This is a genomic window from Microbacterium sp. P03 (assembly GCF_043556235.1).
GTDB lineage: Bacteria > Actinomycetota > Actinomycetes > Actinomycetales > Microbacteriaceae > Microbacterium.
This window is the reverse complement of record NZ_JBIGIM010000001.1, coordinates 786,414-804,729: the sequence shown is the minus strand read 5'-3', so window position 1 is coordinate 804,729 and position 18,316 is coordinate 786,414. Positions and strand designations below refer to the sequence as shown.

Here is an 18,316-nt window from a genome sequence, read left to right as displayed (position 1 = left end):
GCGGGGGTCATGACGGTCATCCCTCCACGTTAGCCGTCCGGCTGAACAGCTCGGCCCGGCAGCCGGGCGACCATTCGACCCGGCCGTCCGTGTACATCCGCACCCACGACACGTTCCAGCGAGCGGCCACCTCGGCACCCCCATCGAAGAAGAGTGCCGTCGCGATCGCATCGGCGCGCATCGCATCGGACGATGTCCCGGATGCCACGGCCCAGGTTGCGGCGATGGTCCGGACGGGCGCGCCGGTCCGCGCATCGAGCACATGGTGGAGGCCGTCTCCCCACGCCCGACGATTGACGGCGGAGGCGCACAGCGCGGCATCCGTGACGTCCCAGACCCCGATCGCGCGACCGGGGTCGTAGGGATGCTCCAGCCCGACGCGCACCGGGGCGCCCCGGGTCGCCAGGTCGCCGCCGGCGTCCACGACGATGTCGCCGCTGACGTGCGCGGCCACCACGCCCAGAACGAGATCGACCAACCGCCCCTTGCCGAGCGCGCCCACGTCGATCGTCGCGTGGCCCCGAAGAACCATCCGCTCATCGTCCCACTGCAACAGCTCCTGCCAGTGCGCGGGCGCGGCGACCGGCCCGCGGTCCACGAGGGAATAGCCGGCGTCGTACCCGCGGTGGGCGAGCGCGTCTCCGACCAGGGGGTTCACGGCGCCGGCCGTCGCGTCCGAAAGCTCTGCGAACGCCCCGAGCATCAGCGCGGCATCCACGGGAACCGAAGCGTCGCCCCCGTCCGGCGCGAGCGCGGTCACGACCGAGTCGGCGCGGAACCGAGACCACACGGCATCGAACGTCGCGATGCACCGCTCGACCTCACCGCGTGCCGACGGCTCGAGAGGAGTCGAGGTCGCGATCTCCCACACGGTGCCGATGGCTTCGAAGCGCCAGAGCGCTCCGGCTGCCATCACGCGGCCGCTTCGGTCTTGATCTCTTCGATGGCCTGGTTGAATCCGCCGCTCGTGAGCGATGAGCCTGCGACCCGGTCGACGGAGATCTCGTCGATCGACTTGCCGACGACGACATCGGAGATGCCGCCGATGAACTTCGACTGGTATTCCTTGGACTCCGACTTCTGAGGATCCCCGGTCACCTCGACGGCCGTGATGACGTCATCGGCCAGCGTGACCGTCACGCTGATCTGCTCGACCGACTCGGGAGTCGAATACGACCCCTCGGCGGTGTAGGAACCGTCGACGTACGCCGAACCGGATGCCGCGGCATCCGTCGTCGCCGAACCGGTCGAGGATGCCGACGCCGACGGGGCTGCGCTCGCGGACGTGTCGGTGGTGGACTCGGCCTCGGCGGCCGGTGTCGTGCTGCAGCCGGCAAGGGCGAGCATTCCCGCCACTCCGACGAGGGCGGCGCCGACACGGGCCGGGCGGGGTACTTCCTGGAATCGGATCATGAGGTCCTCTTTCTGGGTTGCCACCGTCGATGCGGGTGACCGACGTTTCATTCGAGCGTATGGAATGCTCGTCCCAAAAGTCGGTGCCCTGGCTGTGAGCACCCTATGAGGTGCCGGACGCACGGCGCCGTTTTACGCGGCGCCGTCGAACATGCTCGTGACGGACCCGTCCTCGAACACCTCGTGGATCGCCCGAGCCAGCAGCGGCGCGATCGGGAGGACGGTGAGCCCCGGGAACCGGCGGTCCGCGGGCAGCGGCACCGTGTCGGTCACGACGACCTCGTCGATCGCGGCATCCTGCAGCACCGTCGGCGCAGGATCGCTGAAGATCGCGTGCGTGGCGGCGACGATGACGCGTTCGGCGCCGCTCGCCTTCAGTGCCTGAGCGGCCTTGACGATGGTGCCGCCGGTGTCGATCATGTCGTCGACGAGGAGGCAGACACGACCGCTCACCTCGCCGACGATCTCGTGCACGGTGACCTTGTTCGCCACCTTCGGGTCGCGGCGCTTGTGGATGATGGCCAGTGGAGCGCCGAGCTTGTCCGACCAGTTGTCGGCGACGCGCACGCGTCCCATGTCGGGCGAGACGACGGTGAGCTTCTCGCGGTCATCTACGCTGAGGGAGTCGCGGAAGTATTCCAGCAGCACCGGCTGCGCGAAGAGGTGATCGACGGGACCGTCGAAGAATCCCTGGATCTGCGCGGCGTGCAGGTCGACGCTCATGATGCGGTCGGCCCCGGCCGTCATCATCAGGTCGCTGACGAGACGGGCGCTGATGGGCTCGCGGCCACGGCCCTTCTTGTCCTGGCGTGAATACGGGTAGTACGGCGCGACGACGGTCACCCGCTTGGCGGAGGCGCGCTTGAGCGCGTCCAGCATGATCAGCAGCTCCATGAGCGATTCATTCAGCGCGCGTCCGAAGGACTGCACGACGAAGACGTCGCACCCGCGGACGCTCACTTCGAAGCGCGTGTACAGCTCGCCGGACGCGAACGTCCGGTGCTCGGTGGGTGCCAATTCGCTGCCGAGGTTGCGTGCGACCTCCATGGCGAGTTCCGGGTGCGAGCTGCCGGCCACCACGACGAGACGCTTCTTCGTCTTCGCGACGAGCCCGGGGGCGATGTCACGATCGAGATCGGCCTCGATCTTCTTCTTACGCGCCATGGGCTGCCTCTTCGTCTGTCTCAGCCCGGGCCGCTTCCGCGGCCGAGGTGCCTTCTCGGTTCTTCTGCACCCAGCCCTCGATGTTGCGCTGCGGCGCCACCGAAAGGGCCAGCGCTCCCGGCGGGACGTCTTTTCGGATCACAGCCCCGGCACCGGTCTTCGCGCCTGCTCCGATCCTAACGGGAGCGACGAAGACGTTATGCGAGCCCGAATGCACGTGGTCGCCGATCTCGGTGCGGTGCTTGGCGATGTCGTCGTAATTCGCCGTGATGGCACCCGCCCCGAGGTTGACGCCCACGCCGATCGTCGTGTCGCCGACGTAGGACAGGTGGGGGACCTTGCTGCCCTCGCCGATCGTGGAGTTCTTCGTCTCGACGAACGTGCCGATCTTGCCGTCCCGGCCGAGGTACGTGCCCGGGCGCAGGTACGCGAACGGTCCGACCGTCGCGCCCTCGCCGATCACGGCCAGCGTGGCGTCCGCACGGGTGATGACGGCATCCTCGGCGACCTCGCAGTCCATCAGTGATGTGTCGGGACCGATGGTGGCCCCCGCCGCGATCGTCGTCGCCCCCAGGATGCGACTGCCGGGCAGCACGGTCACGTCCGGTGCGAGCGTCGCCCGCACGTCGATCCACGTCGTGGCGGGGTCGACCACGGTCACGCCGTCGAGCTGCCACCGGCGCACGGTGCGCGCGTTCAAGAGGCGGCCCGCTTCGGCCAGCTGCACACGGTCGTTCACGCCCAGCGCCGCCGTGGCATCCGGGGCGGTCGCCGCGGCCACGCCCAGACGCGAATCGCGCAGCAGCGCGATCACGTCGGTGAGGTACTTCTCCCCCTGCGCGTTACCGGTGCCGACGAGCGCCAGATGCGACCTCAGCGGTTCCGCCTGGAAGACGTAGACGCCCGCGTTGATCTCCTGGACGGATGCCTCGTCCTCCGTGGCGTCCTTCTGCTCGACGATGCGTCGGACCGCCCCGCTGCCGTCGCGGATGATGCGACCGTAGCCCGTCGCGTCGGGTAGTCGAGCGCTGAGGAGGGTCACGGCGGCGTTGCTCTCCCGATGGGATCGCACGAGCGCTGCCAGGGTCTCGGCATCGAGAAGCGGTACGTCGCCGCTGAGCACGAGCACGTCTCCCTGGAACGCTGTCAGGCGCTCGAGGGCGACCTCGACGGCGCGGCCCGTGCCCGGGATCTCGTCCTGGTCGACGACCTCGACCTCGGCGGAGGAGTCGGTGACGGCGTCGGCGACGAGGTCGCGCTCGTGCCGCACGACGACGATCACGCGCTCCGGGGCGAGAGCATGCGCCGAATCGAGCACGTGCCCGACGAGGGTCCGCCCGCCGATGCGGTGCAGCACTTTCGGCGTCTTGGATTTCATCCGCGTCCCCTGCCCTGCGGCGAGGATGATGACCGCGAGACCGGTGTCGACTAGGGGACCTTCGTTGTGCTCCGTCATGCTCCGCCGCCAGGATTCGAACCTGGACTTAACAGCTCCAAAGGCTGTCGTGCTGCCGTTACACCACGGCGGACCGCGAGACCGCCGTGGGCAGGATCGCTCGACAAGTCTGCCAGTCGATAATGGATGGATGGGACACGAGAGCGACGAAGTCGACCGCATCGTCGAGGCGTGGGTCGCCCAGCGTCCCGATCTGGACTTCTCCCCCCTCGAAGTGCTCTCGCGCGTCGACCGTCTGTCACGGCACCTCGATCGCGCCCGCAAGGACGCCTTCCGCCGCAGCGAGCTCGAGCCGTGGGAATGGGACGTGCTCTCTGCGCTCCGCCGGGCGGGCGACCCGTTCCAGCTCAGCCCCAAGCAGCTCCTGCTTCAGACGCTGGTCTCCAGCGGCACCATGACCAACCGCATCGACCGGCTCGTCGGACGCCGGCTCGTACGGCGCGAAGCGGACCCTGACGACGGGCGCAGCATCCTGGTCACACTGACGATCGACGGGCGCACCCGTGTGGATGCCGCGATCACGAGGCTTGTCGACGCCGAGGCCGTCCTGCTGAGCGAGCTCTCCAAAGGCGACCGCGACCGGCTGGCCGCCCTGCTGCGCAAGCTCAGCATCGCCTTCGACGCGTAGCTCGACCGCGCCGGCGCAGGGGCCGGCGCAGGGGCCGGCGGAGGGGCAGAGCGAGCACTCGAGCGTCCCGCCCGACTGCACGGTGGTGCGACACGCCGCCATCCGGCCACCGGGCGCGGCGCGTCCCGCGCTCGTGCAGAAGGAGGGGACGGTGCGGCCGCGACTTACTCCGGGGTGACGGCTTCCGTGAGTTCGAACCAGCGGTTCTCGAGCTCTTCCGTCTCGGCCTGAAGCGCGCCGACCCGCGCCATCTCGGCGGCGAGGCCCTGGAAGTCGGACTGGTCGTGCTCGGCGAGCGCCGTCCGGGCGGCATCGACCTGGGCGGTGAGCTTGCGGATGCGGCGCTCGATCGCCGCGATCTCCTTCTCGGCAGCGCGCAGCTCCGCGCCCGCGAGTCCGGCCTGCAGGGTACCCCGAGCGGGTGTCCCGGACGCCACGGAGGCGGAGGACGCGGCGTCCGTCTGGTCGCGCTGCTGACGCTGTCGCAGTCGCAGGTACTCCTCCACGCCGCCGGGGAGGTGACGCAGGCGCCCGCCGAGGATCGCGAACTGCTGGTCGGTCACCCGCTCGATGAAGTAGCGATCGTGGGAGACGACCAGGAGCGTGCCCGGCCAGGAATCCAGAAGGTCCTCGATCGCGGCGAGCATGTCGGTGTCGAGGTCGTTCGTGGGCTCGTCGAGGATGAGCACATTCGGCTGGTCCAGCAGCACGAGCAGCAGCTGCAGTCGTCGCTTCTGCCCGCCGGAGAGGTCTTTGACCGGCGTGGAGAGCTGCGCGCTCGTGAAGCCCATCCGCTCCAGCAGCTGGCCGGGTGTCAGTTCCTGGGTCTTCGATCCGCTGCCGAAGGAGTAGGTGGTGCGCAGACGCTCGAGGACGACGCGGACCGGATCCTGCAGATGGGCCTCGAGTTCGTCCAGGCGCTGGGTCAAGGTCGCGACCTTCACCGTCTTGCCGCGCTTGACGCGTCCCCCGGTCGGTTCGACGGCACCCGAGACCAGCCCGAGCAGTGTCGACTTGCCCGCGCCGTTCACCCCGAGGATGCCGGTGCGCTCGCCGGGGGCGATGCGCCACTCGACGTCGGTCAGCACCGGACGGTCGCCGTACGCGACCGAGGCGTCCAGCAGATCCACCACGTCCTTGCCGAGGCGCGAGACGGCGAGCGAGCGCAGCGCGACGGGGTCGCGGATCTCGGGGACGTCCGCGATCAGCTCGTTGGCGGCATCGATGCGGAACTGCGGCTTCGACGTGCGTGCCGGTGCTCCACGGCGCAGCCACGCGAGCTCCTTGCGCGCCAGGTTCTGGCGGCGGGCCTCCGAGGAAGCCGCCTGACGGTCGCGCTCGACGCGCTGCAGGATGTAGGCCGCGTACCCGCCGTCGAACGGGTCGACCACCTGGTCGTGCACCTCCCACGTGCGCGTCGAGACCTCATCGAGGAACCAGCGATCGTGGGTCACGACCAGCAGCGCCCCGGATCCCGGCGCCCACCGGCGCTTGAGATGCTCGGCCAGCCAGGCGATCGCCTCGACGTCGAGGTGGTTGGTGGGCTCGTCGAGCATCAGCACGTCGTGATCGCCCACCAGCAGCCGCGCCAGCGACACGCGCCGTCGCTGGCCGCCCGAGAGGTCGGCGATCGGGGTGTCGCGGTCGATTTCGGCGAGGAGACCCGCCATCACGTCGCGTATCCGCGGGTCGCCCGCCCACACGTGCTCGGGGATGTCGCCGATGACGGCCGTGGCGACGGTGGCGCTCTCGTCGAGCGTGTCGCCCTGATCGAGCACGCCGATGTCCACGCCACGGCGCACCGTCACGCGGCCGGAGTCCGGCTCGAGCCGTCCGGCGAGCATTGCGAGCAGGCTGGACTTGCCGTCACCGTTGCGGCCGACGACTCCGATGCGGTCGCCCTCGTCGACGCCGAGCGAGATCGAGTCGAAGATGATGCGGGTGGGGAATTCGAGGTGCAGGGTTTCGGCCCCGAGAAGATGTGCCATGTCCCTTCCAGGCTAGGCGACGACGGGTGGGGCGCTGCACCGGTCGGATGTCGGCGGGGGGCGCGACACTGGCGGCATGCCGAAGACGATCTACTACACCGCCTCCTCGCTCGACGGGTTCATCGCCGATCCCGACGACTCACTGGCATGGCTGCTGAGCCGCGATATCGACGAGGACGGGCTGATGAACTTCGCCGGATTCCGCGCGACGATCGGCGCGGCGGCGATGGGCGCGACGACGTACCTGTGGGTGCAGTCGAACGACCCCGACGGGTGGGACGCGACGCTCCCGTCCTGGGTGTTCACGCACCGCGCGCTGATCCCCGCGCTGGGCGTCACCCTCACGTCGGACGCCGTCCGCGCCGTCCACGCCGAGATGACGGATGCCGCGGCCGGCCGCGACGTGTGGGTCATCGGTGGCGGCGACCTGGCCGGGCAGTTCCTCGACGAGGGACTGCTCGACGAGATCTGGGTGCAGTACGCCCCGGTGATGCTCGGCGCGGGGGCACCACTGCTTCCCCGCCGCACCGAGCTGCGCCTCGAGGAGGCGGGGCGGAACCGGGACTTCCTCGTCGCCCGCTACGCGGTCGTGCGGTGACGCCCGCGCCGAGCACTCGCCCGTGCACGCGACGAAGGCCGCCCCACCGAGGGGTGGGACGGCCTTCGTCGGTCGTGGTCGCCGGTCGGACTACAGGAGCCCGGCTTCGGTCAGCCAGTCTTTCGCGGCGGTGGCCGCCGACGCCTGCTCGTCACCCTCGACTCGATCGCGGAGAGCGATCAGGTCGTCCGTGGTGAGCTTGGCAGACACCGCGTTGAGCGCTTCTTCCAGCTCGTCCGACGCGACGGTGGAACTGACGAGCGGGATGACGTTCTGCGCCGCGATCAGGTTCTCGGGGTCCTCGAGCACCACCAGGTTCTCGGCGACGAGCGCGGGCGAGGTGGTGTAGATGTCCGCGACCTGCACGGTGTCATCCACGAGCGCCTTGACCGTGTCGGGTCCTCCGAAGTCCTCGTAGGGCTGGAACGTGACGTCGCTCACGCCGTAGACCGACGCGAGACCCGGGATGCCGTATCCCAGTTCGGCGAACTGCGGGTTGGCGCCGAGGGCGAACGGCTGGACGTTCTTCAGGTCGCCGATCGAGGTGAGGTTGTTCGCGGTCGCGAACTCGCTCGTGACGACGTAGGCGTCCTTGTCCTCCGCCTCGGCGGAGTCGTAGACCACGAGATCGTCGGCCGCGACCGCGTCGACGAGCGCCGCGTCCACGTCCTCGGTCGTGCGCTGCGTGAACTCCGTGTCGTAGAAGGCCAGCAGGTTGCCGTTGTACTCGGGGATCAGGTTGATCGAGCCGTCCTGGAGGGCGGGGATCGTCTGCTGACGGGGCCCGATGTTGAACTTCGTCTGGACGTCGAAACCGTTCGCCTCGAGTGCCTGCGCGTAGATCTCACCAAGGATCTCGCTCTCGGGGAACGCGAATGAGCCGACGATGATCGTGTCGGAGCCCGCGGCGGCGCCCGAATCGTTGGTCTCCGGTGCGGTGGGATCTCCTTGTGCGCACCCTGCCAGAGCCAGAACGGCTCCGACCGCGATGACGCCTGCGGCGACCCGGCCTTTCTGTGAAATGGTCATGCTGTGACATTCCTCTCTTGGTTTGGTGTTTCCACCACCGCCGCCGGGCGGGACGCCCGTCGGCGGAGCTGTGGGTTCCCGGCCCGTCCGGCGTCGTCGCCGGGGACGCGGGTGAGCCGCTGAACAAGTGCGAAGATCCCGTCGACGACCAGAGCGAGTACGGTCACGAGGATGGCGCCGCCGAGGATGCGGTCGTAGTCGTTCAGGCCGATGCCGCTCGAGATCACCCGGCCCAGACCGCCGAGGCCGGCGTACGAGGCGATCACGGCGGTGGCGATGACCTGCAGCACCCCCGCGCGGATGCCGCCGATGATGAGCGGGAGCGCGAGCGGGATCTCGACCCGCAGCAGGATCTGCATCTCGGTCATCCCGTTGGCACGCGCGGCGTCGATGGTCTGGCGCGACACGGACTCGAGACCGGCGTACGCTCCGGCGAGGATGGACGGGATCGCGAGGATCGTCAGAGCGATCATCGCCCCCCAGAAGACCCCGCTGTTGCCGCGCACGGCCGAGCCGATCAGCATCGTGAGGAAGAAGAGCACGCCGAGCGTGGGCAGCGCCCGCATGGCACCGGTGAAGCCGATCACGAACTGGCGGCCGCGACCCGTATGTCCGATGTAGAAGCCGGCGGGCAGAGCGATGGCAGCGGCGATGAGCACCGCGATCACCGTGAAGAAGAGGTGCTCGGTGATCCGGTCCTGAAGAGGCAGAGGCGATTGTGCGCCCGGCTGCCAGTTGGCCGGGCTGAAGATCCACAGGATGGCATCGACGAAGAGGTTCACGTCGGGCTCCCCGCCGTGATCGGGGCGCTCATCGTCGTGATCTGGCGACGCCGACGGGATGCGCGGTCCGTCCTGCTCCAGGGCAGCAGCGCCCGACCGATGAGAACGAGGATGACGTCGAACACGAGTGCGATCAGCAGGCTCGCGATGATGCCGATCGCCACCTCCTCGAGGTTGTTGCGCGCCTTCCCGTTGGTGAACAGATAGCCCAGGTTCTCGGAGCCGATCAGCACGCCGACCGACACGAGCGCGATCGTCGACACCGAGACGACGCGCAGCCCCGCGAGCAGCACGGGCCCGGCGAGCGGGAATTCGATGCGCCAGAACCGACTCCAGCGGGAGAAGCCCATCGCGGTGGCGGCCTGCTTCGTGTCGGCCGACACCGAGCCGAAGGCGTCGCTCGACGCCCGCACCATGATCGCGACCGCGTAGATGGTCAGCGCGACGATGAGGTTGACGTCGCTCAGCACCTTCGTGCCGAGGATCGCCGGCAGGATCACGAACAGAGGCAGCGAGGGGATCGTGTACAGGAGGCTCGTCACCGTGATGATCGTGCCCCGCGTCACCCGGCCCGCGAGGGTCAGCTGACCCAGCGGAATCGCGATGATGAATCCGAGCACGATCGGGATGATGCTCAGCCGGATGTGGTTGATGCTGAGCGACACCACGAGATCGAAGTTCGCGATCAGCCAGTTCACGCGGGAGTGTCCTCGTCGAGGAGCTCGCCCTGGGTGCGACCGGAGGCATCCACCACGACCGTGCCGCGGTCCGTCTTCTTCAGGCGCAGTGCGCGACGGCCCCGATCGGACCCGATGAAACTGGCCACGAACTCCGATGCGGGGTTCTCGATGATCTCGTTCGGCGTGCCCTGCTGCGCGATCTGCGCGCCCTTCTCCAGGATCACGACCTGGTCCCCCAGGAGGAATGCCTCGTCGATGTCGTGGGTGACGAACACGACGGTCTTGTCGAGCTCGCGCTGCAGCCGGATGAGCTCCTGCTGGAGGTCGGCGCGCACGATGGGGTCCACGGCCCCGAACGGCTCGTCCATGAGGAGGATGTTGGGGTCGGCCGCGAGGCCGCGAGCCACGCCGACGCGCTGCTGCTGACCGCCCGACAGCTGGCTCGGGTAGCGTTTCGCGAGCGATCGGTCCAAGCCCACGGTGTCGAGCAGCTCGAGGGCGTCCTCGCGCGCCTTCTTCTTCGGCACGCCGCGCAGGACCGGCACCGTGGCGACGTTGTCGATCACGGTGAAGTGAGGCATCAGACCAGAGTTCTGCATGACGTAGCCGATGCTCCGACGCAGCTGCACCGGCTCACGCCCCGCGATGTCCTCGCCGTCGATGGCGATCACGCCGCCGCTCGGCTCGACCATCCTGTTGATCATCCGCAGCAGCGTCGTCTTGCCGCAGCCGGACGATCCCACGAACACGGTGGTCTTGCGCGACGGCAGCACGAGGCTGAAGTCGTCGACCGCCCGCGTACCGTCAGCGAATTCTTTGGTCACACGAGTGAACTCGATCACACCGGCATCCTGTTCATCTCGGGATATTCATCTCGGGACGGTCCAGTCGTCAATCGACGACCTGGACCTCTTTCCAGAACGCGACGTAGCCCGAGAAATCCGTGCCGACACGCTCGATGGCGGTGGGGTAGGGGGTCGGGTACGACCAGGCCCGATCGGTCAGCACCGTGCCGTCGGCCGCGGTCAGCGAGTAGTACTGGCACTCGCCCTTCCACGGGCAGGTGTACGGCGTGGGGCTGTCTGTGAGCACGCCCGGCGTGACGCTCGCCGGCGGGAAGTACCAGTTGCCCTCGATCTTCACGAGATCTGCGGCGTCAGCCTCGGCTACGACTTTGCCTTCGAGTAGTGCCTGCATCGGGTCCTCCCCAAGGGGTCGTGATCAGCCGGAAAGAGCTGATTCTCTACGAACCGTTCCCACGCTACCGTCGCCCACCGACAGCGTGGGGATGATTGCCTTGGATGTCGCCCTGGTGTAGGAGTCAGCGCACGCGGGCGCCGGGTACCGGCCCGTGCACGTGGATCGCGACCCGCCCGGCCGCGGTCAGGGTCACTTGCAGGTCGAGCGCGGCCTCGGGTCCCGCAGTCAGGAAGGCCAGGGTCGGACCTGACCCCGAGACCATTCCGGCCAGCGCGCCCGCGCTCTCACCGAGTTCGAGGACGTCGCGCAGATCGGGACGCAACGACAGGGCGGCGATCTGCAGATCGTTGCGCACTTCTTCGGCCAACGCCGTGGCGTCGCCGGCCCGCAGCGCCTGGAGCACGATCGGCGACACCCGCGGAGCCCGCGGCGCCGGGGCGATGTCGAGTCCGCGATCGCGCCGCAGGTCGTCCAGCCGCCCGTACACCTCGGGTGTCGACAGGCCGCCGTCGGCCGTCACGACGACCCAGTCGATGCGGCCCTTCGCGAGGGCAGGACTCAGCTGATCGCCGCGCCCCGTCCCGATGGCCGTGCCGCCCATCAGCGCGAAGGGCACGTCCGCGCCCAGGCGCGAGGCCAGTCGGTGCAGCTGAGCGGTCCCGAGGTCGGCCCCCCACAGCGCATCGCACGCGATCAGCGCCGCCGCAGCATCCGCCGATCCTCCGCCCATGCCGCCCGCCACCGGCACGTGCTTCGCGATCTCGAGATGCACGCCGCCGACGTGTCCGATCTCTTTCGCGATCAGCCGCGCGGCGCGAAGCGCCAGGTTGCGGTCGTCCTGCGGCACGCCGGTCACGTCGACGGTGCCGGTCACCGCGATCGTGAAATCGTCGGAGTCCTCGGCCCAGAGGTCCTCGTACAGCGAGACCGCCTGGTAAGCGGACGCGACATCGTGATAGCCGTCGGGCTGCACCTCCCCCACCTCGAAGAAGACGTTGAGCTTTCCCGGCGCGCGGACGTGCACCCGACCGGGTTCGATCGACGCCGGTCCGCTCATCGTGCGCCGTTCACGGGACGGTGTCTCACCGTCCGGCCGACTCGGCCCACAGGTCGACGTCGATCGTGCCGGCGAGCGCGTCGATCTCCTCGAGCTCTTCGGTGTCGAAGGCGGGACCGTTCAGCGCGGCGATGTTCTCGTCGAGCTGCGAGGTGCGCGAAGCGCCGATCAGGGCCGACGTGACCACCGGGTCGCGGAGGATCCACTGGATCGCCATCTGGGCCAGGGACTGGCCGCGTTCCTTCGCGATGTCGTTCAGACCGCGGATCGTCGCCAGCCCCTTCTCCGAGAGCGTCGACGACGGCAGTGACGCGCGCTGCTGCGAGCGGTCTCCGCGTCCTCCGTCGAGGTACTTGTCCGTGAGCAGGCCCTGCGCGAGCGGCGTGAAGGCGATGGCGCCCATCCCCTCCTGCGCGAGCACGCCGGTCAGGCCGTCCTCGACCCAGCGGTTGAGGATGGAGTACGCCGGCTGGTGGATGACGAGCGGGGTGCCGAGTGAGCGGGCGACGGCGGATGCCTCGGCCGTGCGCTCCGCACTGTAGGACGAGATGCCGACGTAGAGCGCCTTCCCCTGGCGGACGAGCGTGTCGAGGGCGCCGATGGTCTCCTCGATCGGTGTCACGGGGTCGACGCGGTGGGAGTAGAAGATGTCGACGTAGTCCAGGCTCATGCGCTTCAGCGACGACTCCGCGCTGGCGATGAGGTACTTGCGCGAGCCCCAGTTGCCGTAGGGACCGGGCCAGAAGTCGTAACCGGCCTTGGACGAGATCAGGAGCTCGTCGCGGTACGGCGCGAAGTCCTCCCGCATCATGCGGCCGAAGTTGGTCTCGGCAGAGCCGTACGGCGGCCCGTAGTTGTTCGCGAGGTCGAAGTGGCTGATGCCCGAGTCGAACGCGTGACGCAGCACGCTGCGCTGCTGGTCGAACGCGACGTTGTCGCCGAAGTTCCACCACAGACCGAGGGAGATCGGGGGCAGGTACAGACCGGACGTGCCGACCTGCCGATACTGCGTGAGGTCGTACCGATCGTCGGCGGCGACATAGGGACGGTGGATCTCGGGGATACCGGTGCGGAAGCGGGGCTCGTCAGTCACCCTTCGAACCTAGCGCGCCCCACGTGGCGGCGCGTTTCCGGCCCCCGCGCACGTCCGGCACGGGTGATCCTGCCGCGTCGCCGCGCGTGCGGCACGATTGCGCCTCCAGCGCAATCCCCCACCCGCGCAACGTGCCGGAAACGAACGCCATCTACGCTTACGCCTTACCCTGCGTCCGCCGACACGGTCGCCCTGCCAGAGAAGGTGAGCTGATGACGACCCTGACACCCCTGCCCCGCGAACGACGTCCCTGGGCCGCACTTGCCGATCGCGACGACGTGGTTCTGGACCACGGGATGCTCCATCTGGTTCACGATGACACGACACCCCTCGAAGCTCACGACGCCGATCTGACACTGATCGCCGACCTGCTGGCAGCTGCCGACCTCGCGCCGATGCTCATCCGCCGGGAACTGCACGGCTATGCACTCGTCATGGACGTCTCCGAGCGCGACCGAGCGCTCGACGCGATCGCGGCGGTCTGCGACCGCGAGCCGCTGTACGGCAAGTTCCGCGGATCCTCCGTGCTGCCTCTTCCCGACCTCCCCGTGCCGCCCCGGGGGCCGAGCGCGCTGCGCGTCTTCCGTCCGCGCGTCACCGCGTCGGGGCTCCGCTACGGCGTCGCCACGGCCGTCCACCTGGAGTTCTGGCGGTTCGGCGAGGACATCATCGAGGCGCCCCGCGAGAACGCGCTGACGAGGCGCGTGTTCCCGGCATCGGACCTGCAGCTGTCCACCGTGGAGGCGTTCGGCCGCACGTGGTCGACGATCGACGGCATGTTCGACCCGCACCCGGGCGAGTTCACCGGCGAGATCGACATGGTCTTCTCGTGGGTCGACGGTTCGTCGAGCGACTTCCAGCGTCAGCGGGCGGCGCAGCTGGAGGAATACGTCGTCGGCGACGGCGATGACGGGCCGGCGCGCTACCGTCACGTCGACGAGCTCCGCTATGCCCTACGCAGCGTCCACATGTACGCGCCGTGGGTGCGGCACATCTATGTCGCGACCGACTCGCCGCGTCCGGCGTGGTTGGCCGAGCATCCTAAGGTCACCGTGGTGCGCAGCGAGGAGTTCTTCGCCGACCCGTCGGTCCTCCCGACGCACAACTCGCACGCTGTCGAGTCGCAGCTGCATCGCATCGACGGCCTGTCGGAGCACTTCCTGTACTCGAACGACGACATGTTCTTCGGGCGTCCGGTCCAGCCGGAGCTCTTCTTCTCCGCGGGAGGCGTGTCGCACTTCGTCGAGTGCGATCTGCGCATCGGCATCGGTGCGCCCGACACCGAGCGCAGCGGCCACGACAACGCGCTCCGCGTGAACCGCGCACTTCTGAAGGAGCGCTTCGGGCGCGTCATCACGCACGACCTCGAGCACTGTGCCACACCGCTCCGACGCAGCGTCGTCGCCGAGATGGAGGAGGTCTTCCCCGAGGACTTCGCGCGCACGGCGGCGTCGAGGTTCCGGTCGGCCACCGACGTGTCGATCACGAACTGCCTCTACCACTACTACGCGCAGTTCACAGGCCGCGCGGTGGCCACCACGCGGCCGCGCACGCGCTACCTGCAGACGACGATGTCCAGCGGGCTGACCCGCATGGAGCGGCTGGCCGAGCGCAGCGACATCGACATGTTCTGCCTCAACGACGGCGGATGGTCGGAAGTGCCCGAGCCGGTCCGGGTGCGCGCCGTGCAGTCGCTGCTCGGACGGCTCTATCCGATCGCCGCACCCTGGGAAGTCGTCGACGTCACGTCAGCACGGTCAGCGGCGCCGTCGGCGGAGCGTTCCGGGAGGGCACGCTGACCTGACGCGGAGCCACCCCCGCGCGGGAGAGTCGGCGCTGCGCTTCGTCGGGGTCGATGTACTCCAGCGCCGCGGGGACGTCGACCGGCACGATCGCGTGCACGACCGTCTCGTCGTAGACGTGCACCAGGTTGAACGACTGCGCACCGTCCTGTGGGCGGGTGCCTCCCACGGGGACCGTCAGATCCTGCGTGTAGCAGGTGGCGGAGGCCACCGAGACGGGGATGCCCGCGAACATCGCGAAGGTCGAGTAGTGCAGGTGCCCGGCGATGATGGACCGGACGTCGGAACCGCGCAGCACGTGGGCGAGCCGGCGCTGGTCGTGAAGCTCGACGCTCGCCGCGAGCGCGAGCACGCTCGGGACCGGCGGATGATGCATCGCCAGGATCGTGCCGAGCGGAGCGGGCGTGGCCAGCACGTCGGCGAGCCAGCGCAGCTGCTCTTCGCGCAGCTCCCCGTGATGGGCCCCCGGAACGCTCGTGTCGAGCGTGATCAGCCGCAGTCCGTCGAGTTCGTCCACGCGGTCGATCGGCGTGATGTCGCTCGCATCGCCGTCGAGGAGAGCCTCACGGAACGCGCCGCGATCGTCGTGGTTTCCCATGACCCAGAAGAGGCGCGCACCGAGCCGATGCGCGAACGGCTCGACGAGCTCGCGCAGCGCCGTGTAGGCGCCGAGCTCGCCGAAGTCGGTCAGGTCGCCGGTGAAGACCACGGCGTGCGGGCGGACGGCGGACGCTTCGATCGCCGCGAGCGCGCGGTCCAGGCGGTCACCCGAGTCGATGACGTCGAAGAGCTTGGATCCGTGGTCGCGCAGGTGCGTGTCGCTGATGTGCAGCAGGACGCGATCCGGTGCGGCGTATTCCGCTGTGCGCATGACGATCGCTCTCCCTGTGCGCCACGGGTGCGGCGCTCCCCTGCCACTCTCACAGGACGGTCCCCATGTTACAGGCGTGTTTCCGGGAACTGGGGATGAACGGTCATTGAACGTCATCGGGCGCGTCGGGGCGGGTCTCGGAGTCACCCGTGTCGCTCCCGGCAACGGGTGTCATCTCGGCGATCCGGACGAAGTCCTCCACCGAGAGCTCTTCACCCCGCGCGGTCGGCGCCACGCCGGCCGATTCGAGGATGGCGGATGCTTCGGCCGACGTTCCGCCCAGCACGGCCGACAGCGCCTGGCGCAGCATCTTGCGACGCTGCTGGAAGGCGGCGTCCACGATCCGGAACGTGCGACGTCTCAGTTGCTCGGAGCCGCGCGACACGGCGTCCCGCTCGAAAGCCACGAGAACGCTGTCGACGTTGGGGACCGGCCAGAACACGTGCCGCGACACGGTTCCGGCCAGTCGCCACGCGCCGTACCACGCGGCCTTCACGCTCGGCGCGCCGTACACCTTCGACCCGGGGGGCGCCGCCATCCGCTCGCCCACTTCGGCCTGCACCATCACGACGCCGCGCTGCAGGTTCGGGAAGGTCTCGAGGAAGTGCAGCAGCACCGGCACCGACACGTTGTAGGGAAGATTGGCCACCAGGATCGTCGGGTCGCCCGGCAGCTCGGCGATCTGCAGGGCGTCGGCATCGACGACGGTGAGTCGGTCTTCCGGGACTCCGTGCGCCTGCGCGGTCTGCGGCAGACGCCGTGCCAGGCGATGGTCGATCTCGACGGCGGTGACGGATGCCCCGGCCTCGAGGATCGCGAGGGTCAGCGACCCCAGCCCGGGCCCGACCTCGACCACGCGCTCCCCCGCCGTCACCCGGGCGACGTGCACGATCTTGCGCACCGTGTTGGCGTCGACGACGAAATTCTGCCCCAGCTTCTTCGTCGGGGTGACATCGAGTTCGGTGGCCAGCGCGCGGATCTCCGTCGCGCCGAGGAGGGTCACGGGCATGCGATCACCCTATCCGGGGCGTCCCGTACCACTCGCGAGCGCGTCCGCCACTCTCCGCCGACACGCGAGTAGGGTGCTCGCATGAGCGATTCCGGTTCCATCCCCACCAACGCGTTCTCCGTCCGGAGTCCGTTCGGACGCCGAGCGATCGGCCTGTCGGTCGCCGCCGCGGTCGGCGGTTTCCTCTTCGGTTTCGATTCCTCGGTGATCAACGGCGCGGTCGACGCGGTGCAGGGCACCTTCGAGATCAACGCCGTCCTCACGGGATTCGTCGTGGCCGTCGCGCTCCTCGGCTGCGCGGTGGGCGCGATCATCGCCGGCAATCTCTCCGACCGGTGGGGACGCCTGGCGGTGATGCGCCTCGGGGCAGTGATGTTCCTCGTCAGCTCCATCGGATCGGCACTCACCTTCAGCGTGCCCGACCTGATCCTGTGGCGGGTGATCGGCGGCATCGGCATCGGCATCGCCTCGGTGGTCGCTCCGGCCTACATCGCCGAGATCGCGCCTCGGCAGATCCGCGGCGGGCTCGCATCCCTGCAGCAGCTCGCGATCACCCTCGGCATCTTCGCCGCCCTGCTGAGCGACGCGGTGTTCGCGTGGGGCGCCGGTGGGGCTGCCGAACCGTTCTGGTGGGGTCTGGCCGCGTGGCGCTGGATGTTCCTCATCGGCGTGGTGCCGGCCGCCGTGTACGGCATCCTGTCGTTCACGATGCCGGAGTCGCCGCGCTACCTGATCGCCAAGGGCCGCAGCGCCGAGGCGAAGGAGATCTTCGCACGGCTCGTTCCCGCCGCCGACCTCGACCAGACCGTGCGCGAGCTCGAGAAGGGCATCGAGGACGACCGGAAGAACAAGGGGGTCTCCTTGCGCGGCCCCGTCCTCGGTATGCAGGGAATCGTCTGGACCGGCATCATCCTGTCGGTCTTCCAGCAGTTCGTCGGCATCAACGTGATCTTCTACTACTCGACCTCCCTCTGGAAGTCGGTCGGGTTCTCGGAAGACTCATCCCTCGCGATCAGCGTCGTGACCTCGATCACGAACGTGCTGGTGACTCTGATCGCGATCTTCCTGGTCGACCGGGTCGGTCGTAAGCCCATCCTGCTGACGGGTTCGGTCATGATGGCGGTCTCGCTCGCGACCATGGCCGTCTGCTTCCTGTTCTCGACCGGCAGCGGCGACGACGTCTCACTGCCCGCTCCGTGGGGACCCATCGCCCTCGTCGCGGCCAACGTGTTCGTGATCGGGTTCGGAGCCTCGTGGGGACCGCTGGTCTGGGTGCTTCTCGGCGAGATCTTCCCCAGCCGCATCCGCGGCAAGGCACTGGGAGTGGCTGCAGCGGCGCAGTGGATCGCCAACTTCCTCATCACGGTGAGCTTCCCCGCGATGTCGGCGCTGTCGCTGCCGTTGACCTACGGGATGTACGCCGCCTTCGCGGCGCTGTCGTTCTTCTACGTCTGGCTCCGCATCCCCGAGACGAAGGGCATGGAGCTCGAGAAGACCGAGACGCTGTTCATCCGGCCGCCGAAGAAGACCGCAGCGAAGTAGGCAG

The 18,316-nt window shown here is 68.9% G+C and carries 18 protein-coding genes and 1 tRNA gene; 4 read left to right on the top strand and 15 right to left on the bottom strand.

Going from position 1 to position 18,316, the window contains the following annotated elements; translation table 11 throughout:
• Positions 1-16 precede the first annotated feature (16 nt).
• The 5 genes from ACFXOO_RS03865 to ACFXOO_RS03845 all read right to left on the bottom strand — a co-directional run bounded on the left by ACFXOO_RS03865 (position 17) and on the right by ACFXOO_RS03845 (position 4,106).
• Positions 17-913 carry an FAD:protein FMN transferase gene (locus ACFXOO_RS03865; RefSeq protein ID WP_394562823.1) on the bottom strand — a complete coding sequence of 299 codons (897 nt, stop codon included), beginning with the start codon at positions 911-913 and terminating at the stop codon, positions 17-19.
• Positions 913-1,413 (bottom strand): FMN-binding protein, encoded by a 501-nt coding sequence (locus ACFXOO_RS03860; protein ID WP_394562822.1) that lies wholly within the window; start codon positions 1,411-1,413, stop codon positions 913-915. Before ACFXOO_RS03860 ends, ACFXOO_RS03865 begins: the two co-directional genes overlap by 1 nt.
• 132 nt (positions 1,414-1,545) lie before the next feature.
• On the bottom strand, positions 1,546-2,577 hold the full coding sequence (locus ACFXOO_RS03855; RefSeq protein ID WP_378851379.1) for a ribose-phosphate diphosphokinase: 1,032 nt from the start codon (positions 2,575-2,577) through the stop codon (positions 1,546-1,548).
• Positions 2,567-4,033: a bifunctional UDP-N-acetylglucosamine diphosphorylase/glucosamine-1-phosphate N-acetyltransferase GlmU gene (gene glmU / locus ACFXOO_RS03850; RefSeq protein WP_378838227.1), complete on the bottom strand. Its 1,467-nt coding sequence runs from the start codon at positions 4,031-4,033 to the stop codon at positions 2,567-2,569. The genes ACFXOO_RS03855 and glmU overlap by 11 nt, the downstream gene beginning before the upstream one ends.
• Before the next feature lies 1 nt (position 4,034).
• Positions 4,035-4,106: transfer RNA gene (locus ACFXOO_RS03845), tRNA-Gln, on the bottom strand.
• A gap of 57 nt (positions 4,107-4,163) precedes the next feature.
• Between ACFXOO_RS03845 and ACFXOO_RS03840 the strand changes: the two genes are divergently transcribed.
• Complete coding sequence (locus tag ACFXOO_RS03840; RefSeq protein WP_378851382.1) at positions 4,164-4,661, top strand: MarR family winged helix-turn-helix transcriptional regulator; 498 nt, start codon at positions 4,164-4,166, stop codon at positions 4,659-4,661.
• A 164-nt stretch (positions 4,662-4,825) separates the two neighbouring features.
• Here ACFXOO_RS03840 and ACFXOO_RS03835 read toward each other — a convergent pair whose 3' ends face one another.
• A complete protein-coding gene (locus ACFXOO_RS03835; protein ID WP_394562821.1) occupies positions 4,826-6,649 on the bottom strand; it encodes an ABC-F family ATP-binding cassette domain-containing protein in 1,824 nt (607 codons plus the stop codon).
• A gap of 76 nt (positions 6,650-6,725) precedes the next feature.
• Between ACFXOO_RS03835 and ACFXOO_RS03830 the strand changes: the two genes are divergently transcribed.
• The gene (locus tag ACFXOO_RS03830; RefSeq protein ID WP_394562820.1) at positions 6,726-7,247 is read left to right on the top strand and encodes a dihydrofolate reductase family protein; all 522 of its coding nucleotides are present in this window, start codon (positions 6,726-6,728) and stop codon (positions 7,245-7,247) included.
• A gap of 90 nt (positions 7,248-7,337) precedes the next feature.
• Here ACFXOO_RS03830 and ACFXOO_RS03825 read toward each other — a convergent pair whose 3' ends face one another.
• The 7 genes from ACFXOO_RS03825 to mgrA form a co-directional block, all read right to left on the bottom strand.
• Positions 7,338-8,276 (bottom strand): ABC transporter substrate-binding protein, encoded by a 939-nt coding sequence (locus ACFXOO_RS03825; RefSeq protein WP_394562819.1) that lies wholly within the window; start codon positions 8,274-8,276, stop codon positions 7,338-7,340.
• A complete protein-coding gene (locus ACFXOO_RS03820; RefSeq protein ID WP_378838216.1) occupies positions 8,273-9,058 on the bottom strand; it encodes an ABC transporter permease in 786 nt (261 codons plus the stop codon). Before ACFXOO_RS03820 ends, ACFXOO_RS03825 begins: the two co-directional genes overlap by 4 nt.
• The gene (locus ACFXOO_RS03815) at positions 9,055-9,756 is read right to left on the bottom strand and encodes an ABC transporter permease (RefSeq protein ID WP_378851397.1); all 702 of its coding nucleotides are present in this window, start codon (positions 9,754-9,756) and stop codon (positions 9,055-9,057) included. The genes ACFXOO_RS03820 and ACFXOO_RS03815 overlap by 4 nt, the downstream gene beginning before the upstream one ends.
• Positions 9,753-10,580, bottom strand: a complete 828-nt coding sequence (locus tag ACFXOO_RS03810; RefSeq protein ID WP_378838211.1) for an ABC transporter ATP-binding protein — start codon at positions 10,578-10,580, stop codon at positions 9,753-9,755. Before ACFXOO_RS03810 ends, ACFXOO_RS03815 begins: the two co-directional genes overlap by 4 nt.
• Positions 10,581-10,629: 49 nt before the next feature.
• Positions 10,630-10,935 carry a DUF427 domain-containing protein gene (locus ACFXOO_RS03805; RefSeq protein WP_378838210.1) on the bottom strand — a complete coding sequence of 102 codons (306 nt, stop codon included), beginning with the start codon at positions 10,933-10,935 and terminating at the stop codon, positions 10,630-10,632.
• 124 nt (positions 10,936-11,059) lie between these two features.
• The gene (locus ACFXOO_RS03800) at positions 11,060-11,995 is read right to left on the bottom strand and encodes a 4-(cytidine 5'-diphospho)-2-C-methyl-D-erythritol kinase (protein ID WP_394562818.1); all 936 of its coding nucleotides are present in this window, start codon (positions 11,993-11,995) and stop codon (positions 11,060-11,062) included.
• Positions 11,996-12,020: 25 nt separating this feature from the next.
• The gene (mgrA, locus tag ACFXOO_RS03795; RefSeq protein WP_378838205.1) at positions 12,021-13,088 is read right to left on the bottom strand and encodes an L-glyceraldehyde 3-phosphate reductase; all 1,068 of its coding nucleotides are present in this window, start codon (positions 13,086-13,088) and stop codon (positions 12,021-12,023) included.
• A 212-nt stretch (positions 13,089-13,300) separates the two neighbouring features.
• On the opposite strand from mgrA, the gene ACFXOO_RS03790 reads away from it, so the two are divergent.
• Positions 13,301-14,887, top strand: a complete 1,587-nt coding sequence (locus ACFXOO_RS03790) for a stealth conserved region 3 domain-containing protein (protein WP_394562817.1) — start codon at positions 13,301-13,303, stop codon at positions 14,885-14,887.
• Here the strand turns inward: ACFXOO_RS03790 and ACFXOO_RS03785 are convergent.
• Positions 14,832-15,761, bottom strand: coding sequence for a phosphodiesterase (locus ACFXOO_RS03785; protein ID WP_394562816.1), 930 nt, complete (start codon positions 15,759-15,761; stop codon positions 14,832-14,834). The genes ACFXOO_RS03790 and ACFXOO_RS03785 overlap by 56 nt on opposite strands.
• Positions 15,762-15,864: 103 nt before the next feature.
• Positions 15,865-16,770, bottom strand: a complete 906-nt coding sequence (gene rsmA / locus ACFXOO_RS03780) for a 16S rRNA (adenine(1518)-N(6)/adenine(1519)-N(6))-dimethyltransferase RsmA (RefSeq protein ID WP_394562815.1) — start codon at positions 16,768-16,770, stop codon at positions 15,865-15,867.
• A gap of 81 nt (positions 16,771-16,851) precedes the next feature.
• Here rsmA and ACFXOO_RS03775 point away from each other — a divergent pair, with 81 nt between their 5' ends.
• Entirely contained in the window at positions 16,852-18,312 is a 1,461-nt protein-coding gene (locus ACFXOO_RS03775; RefSeq protein ID WP_394562814.1) for a sugar porter family MFS transporter, read from the top strand.
• The last annotated feature ends 4 nt before the right edge of the window (positions 18,313-18,316 follow it).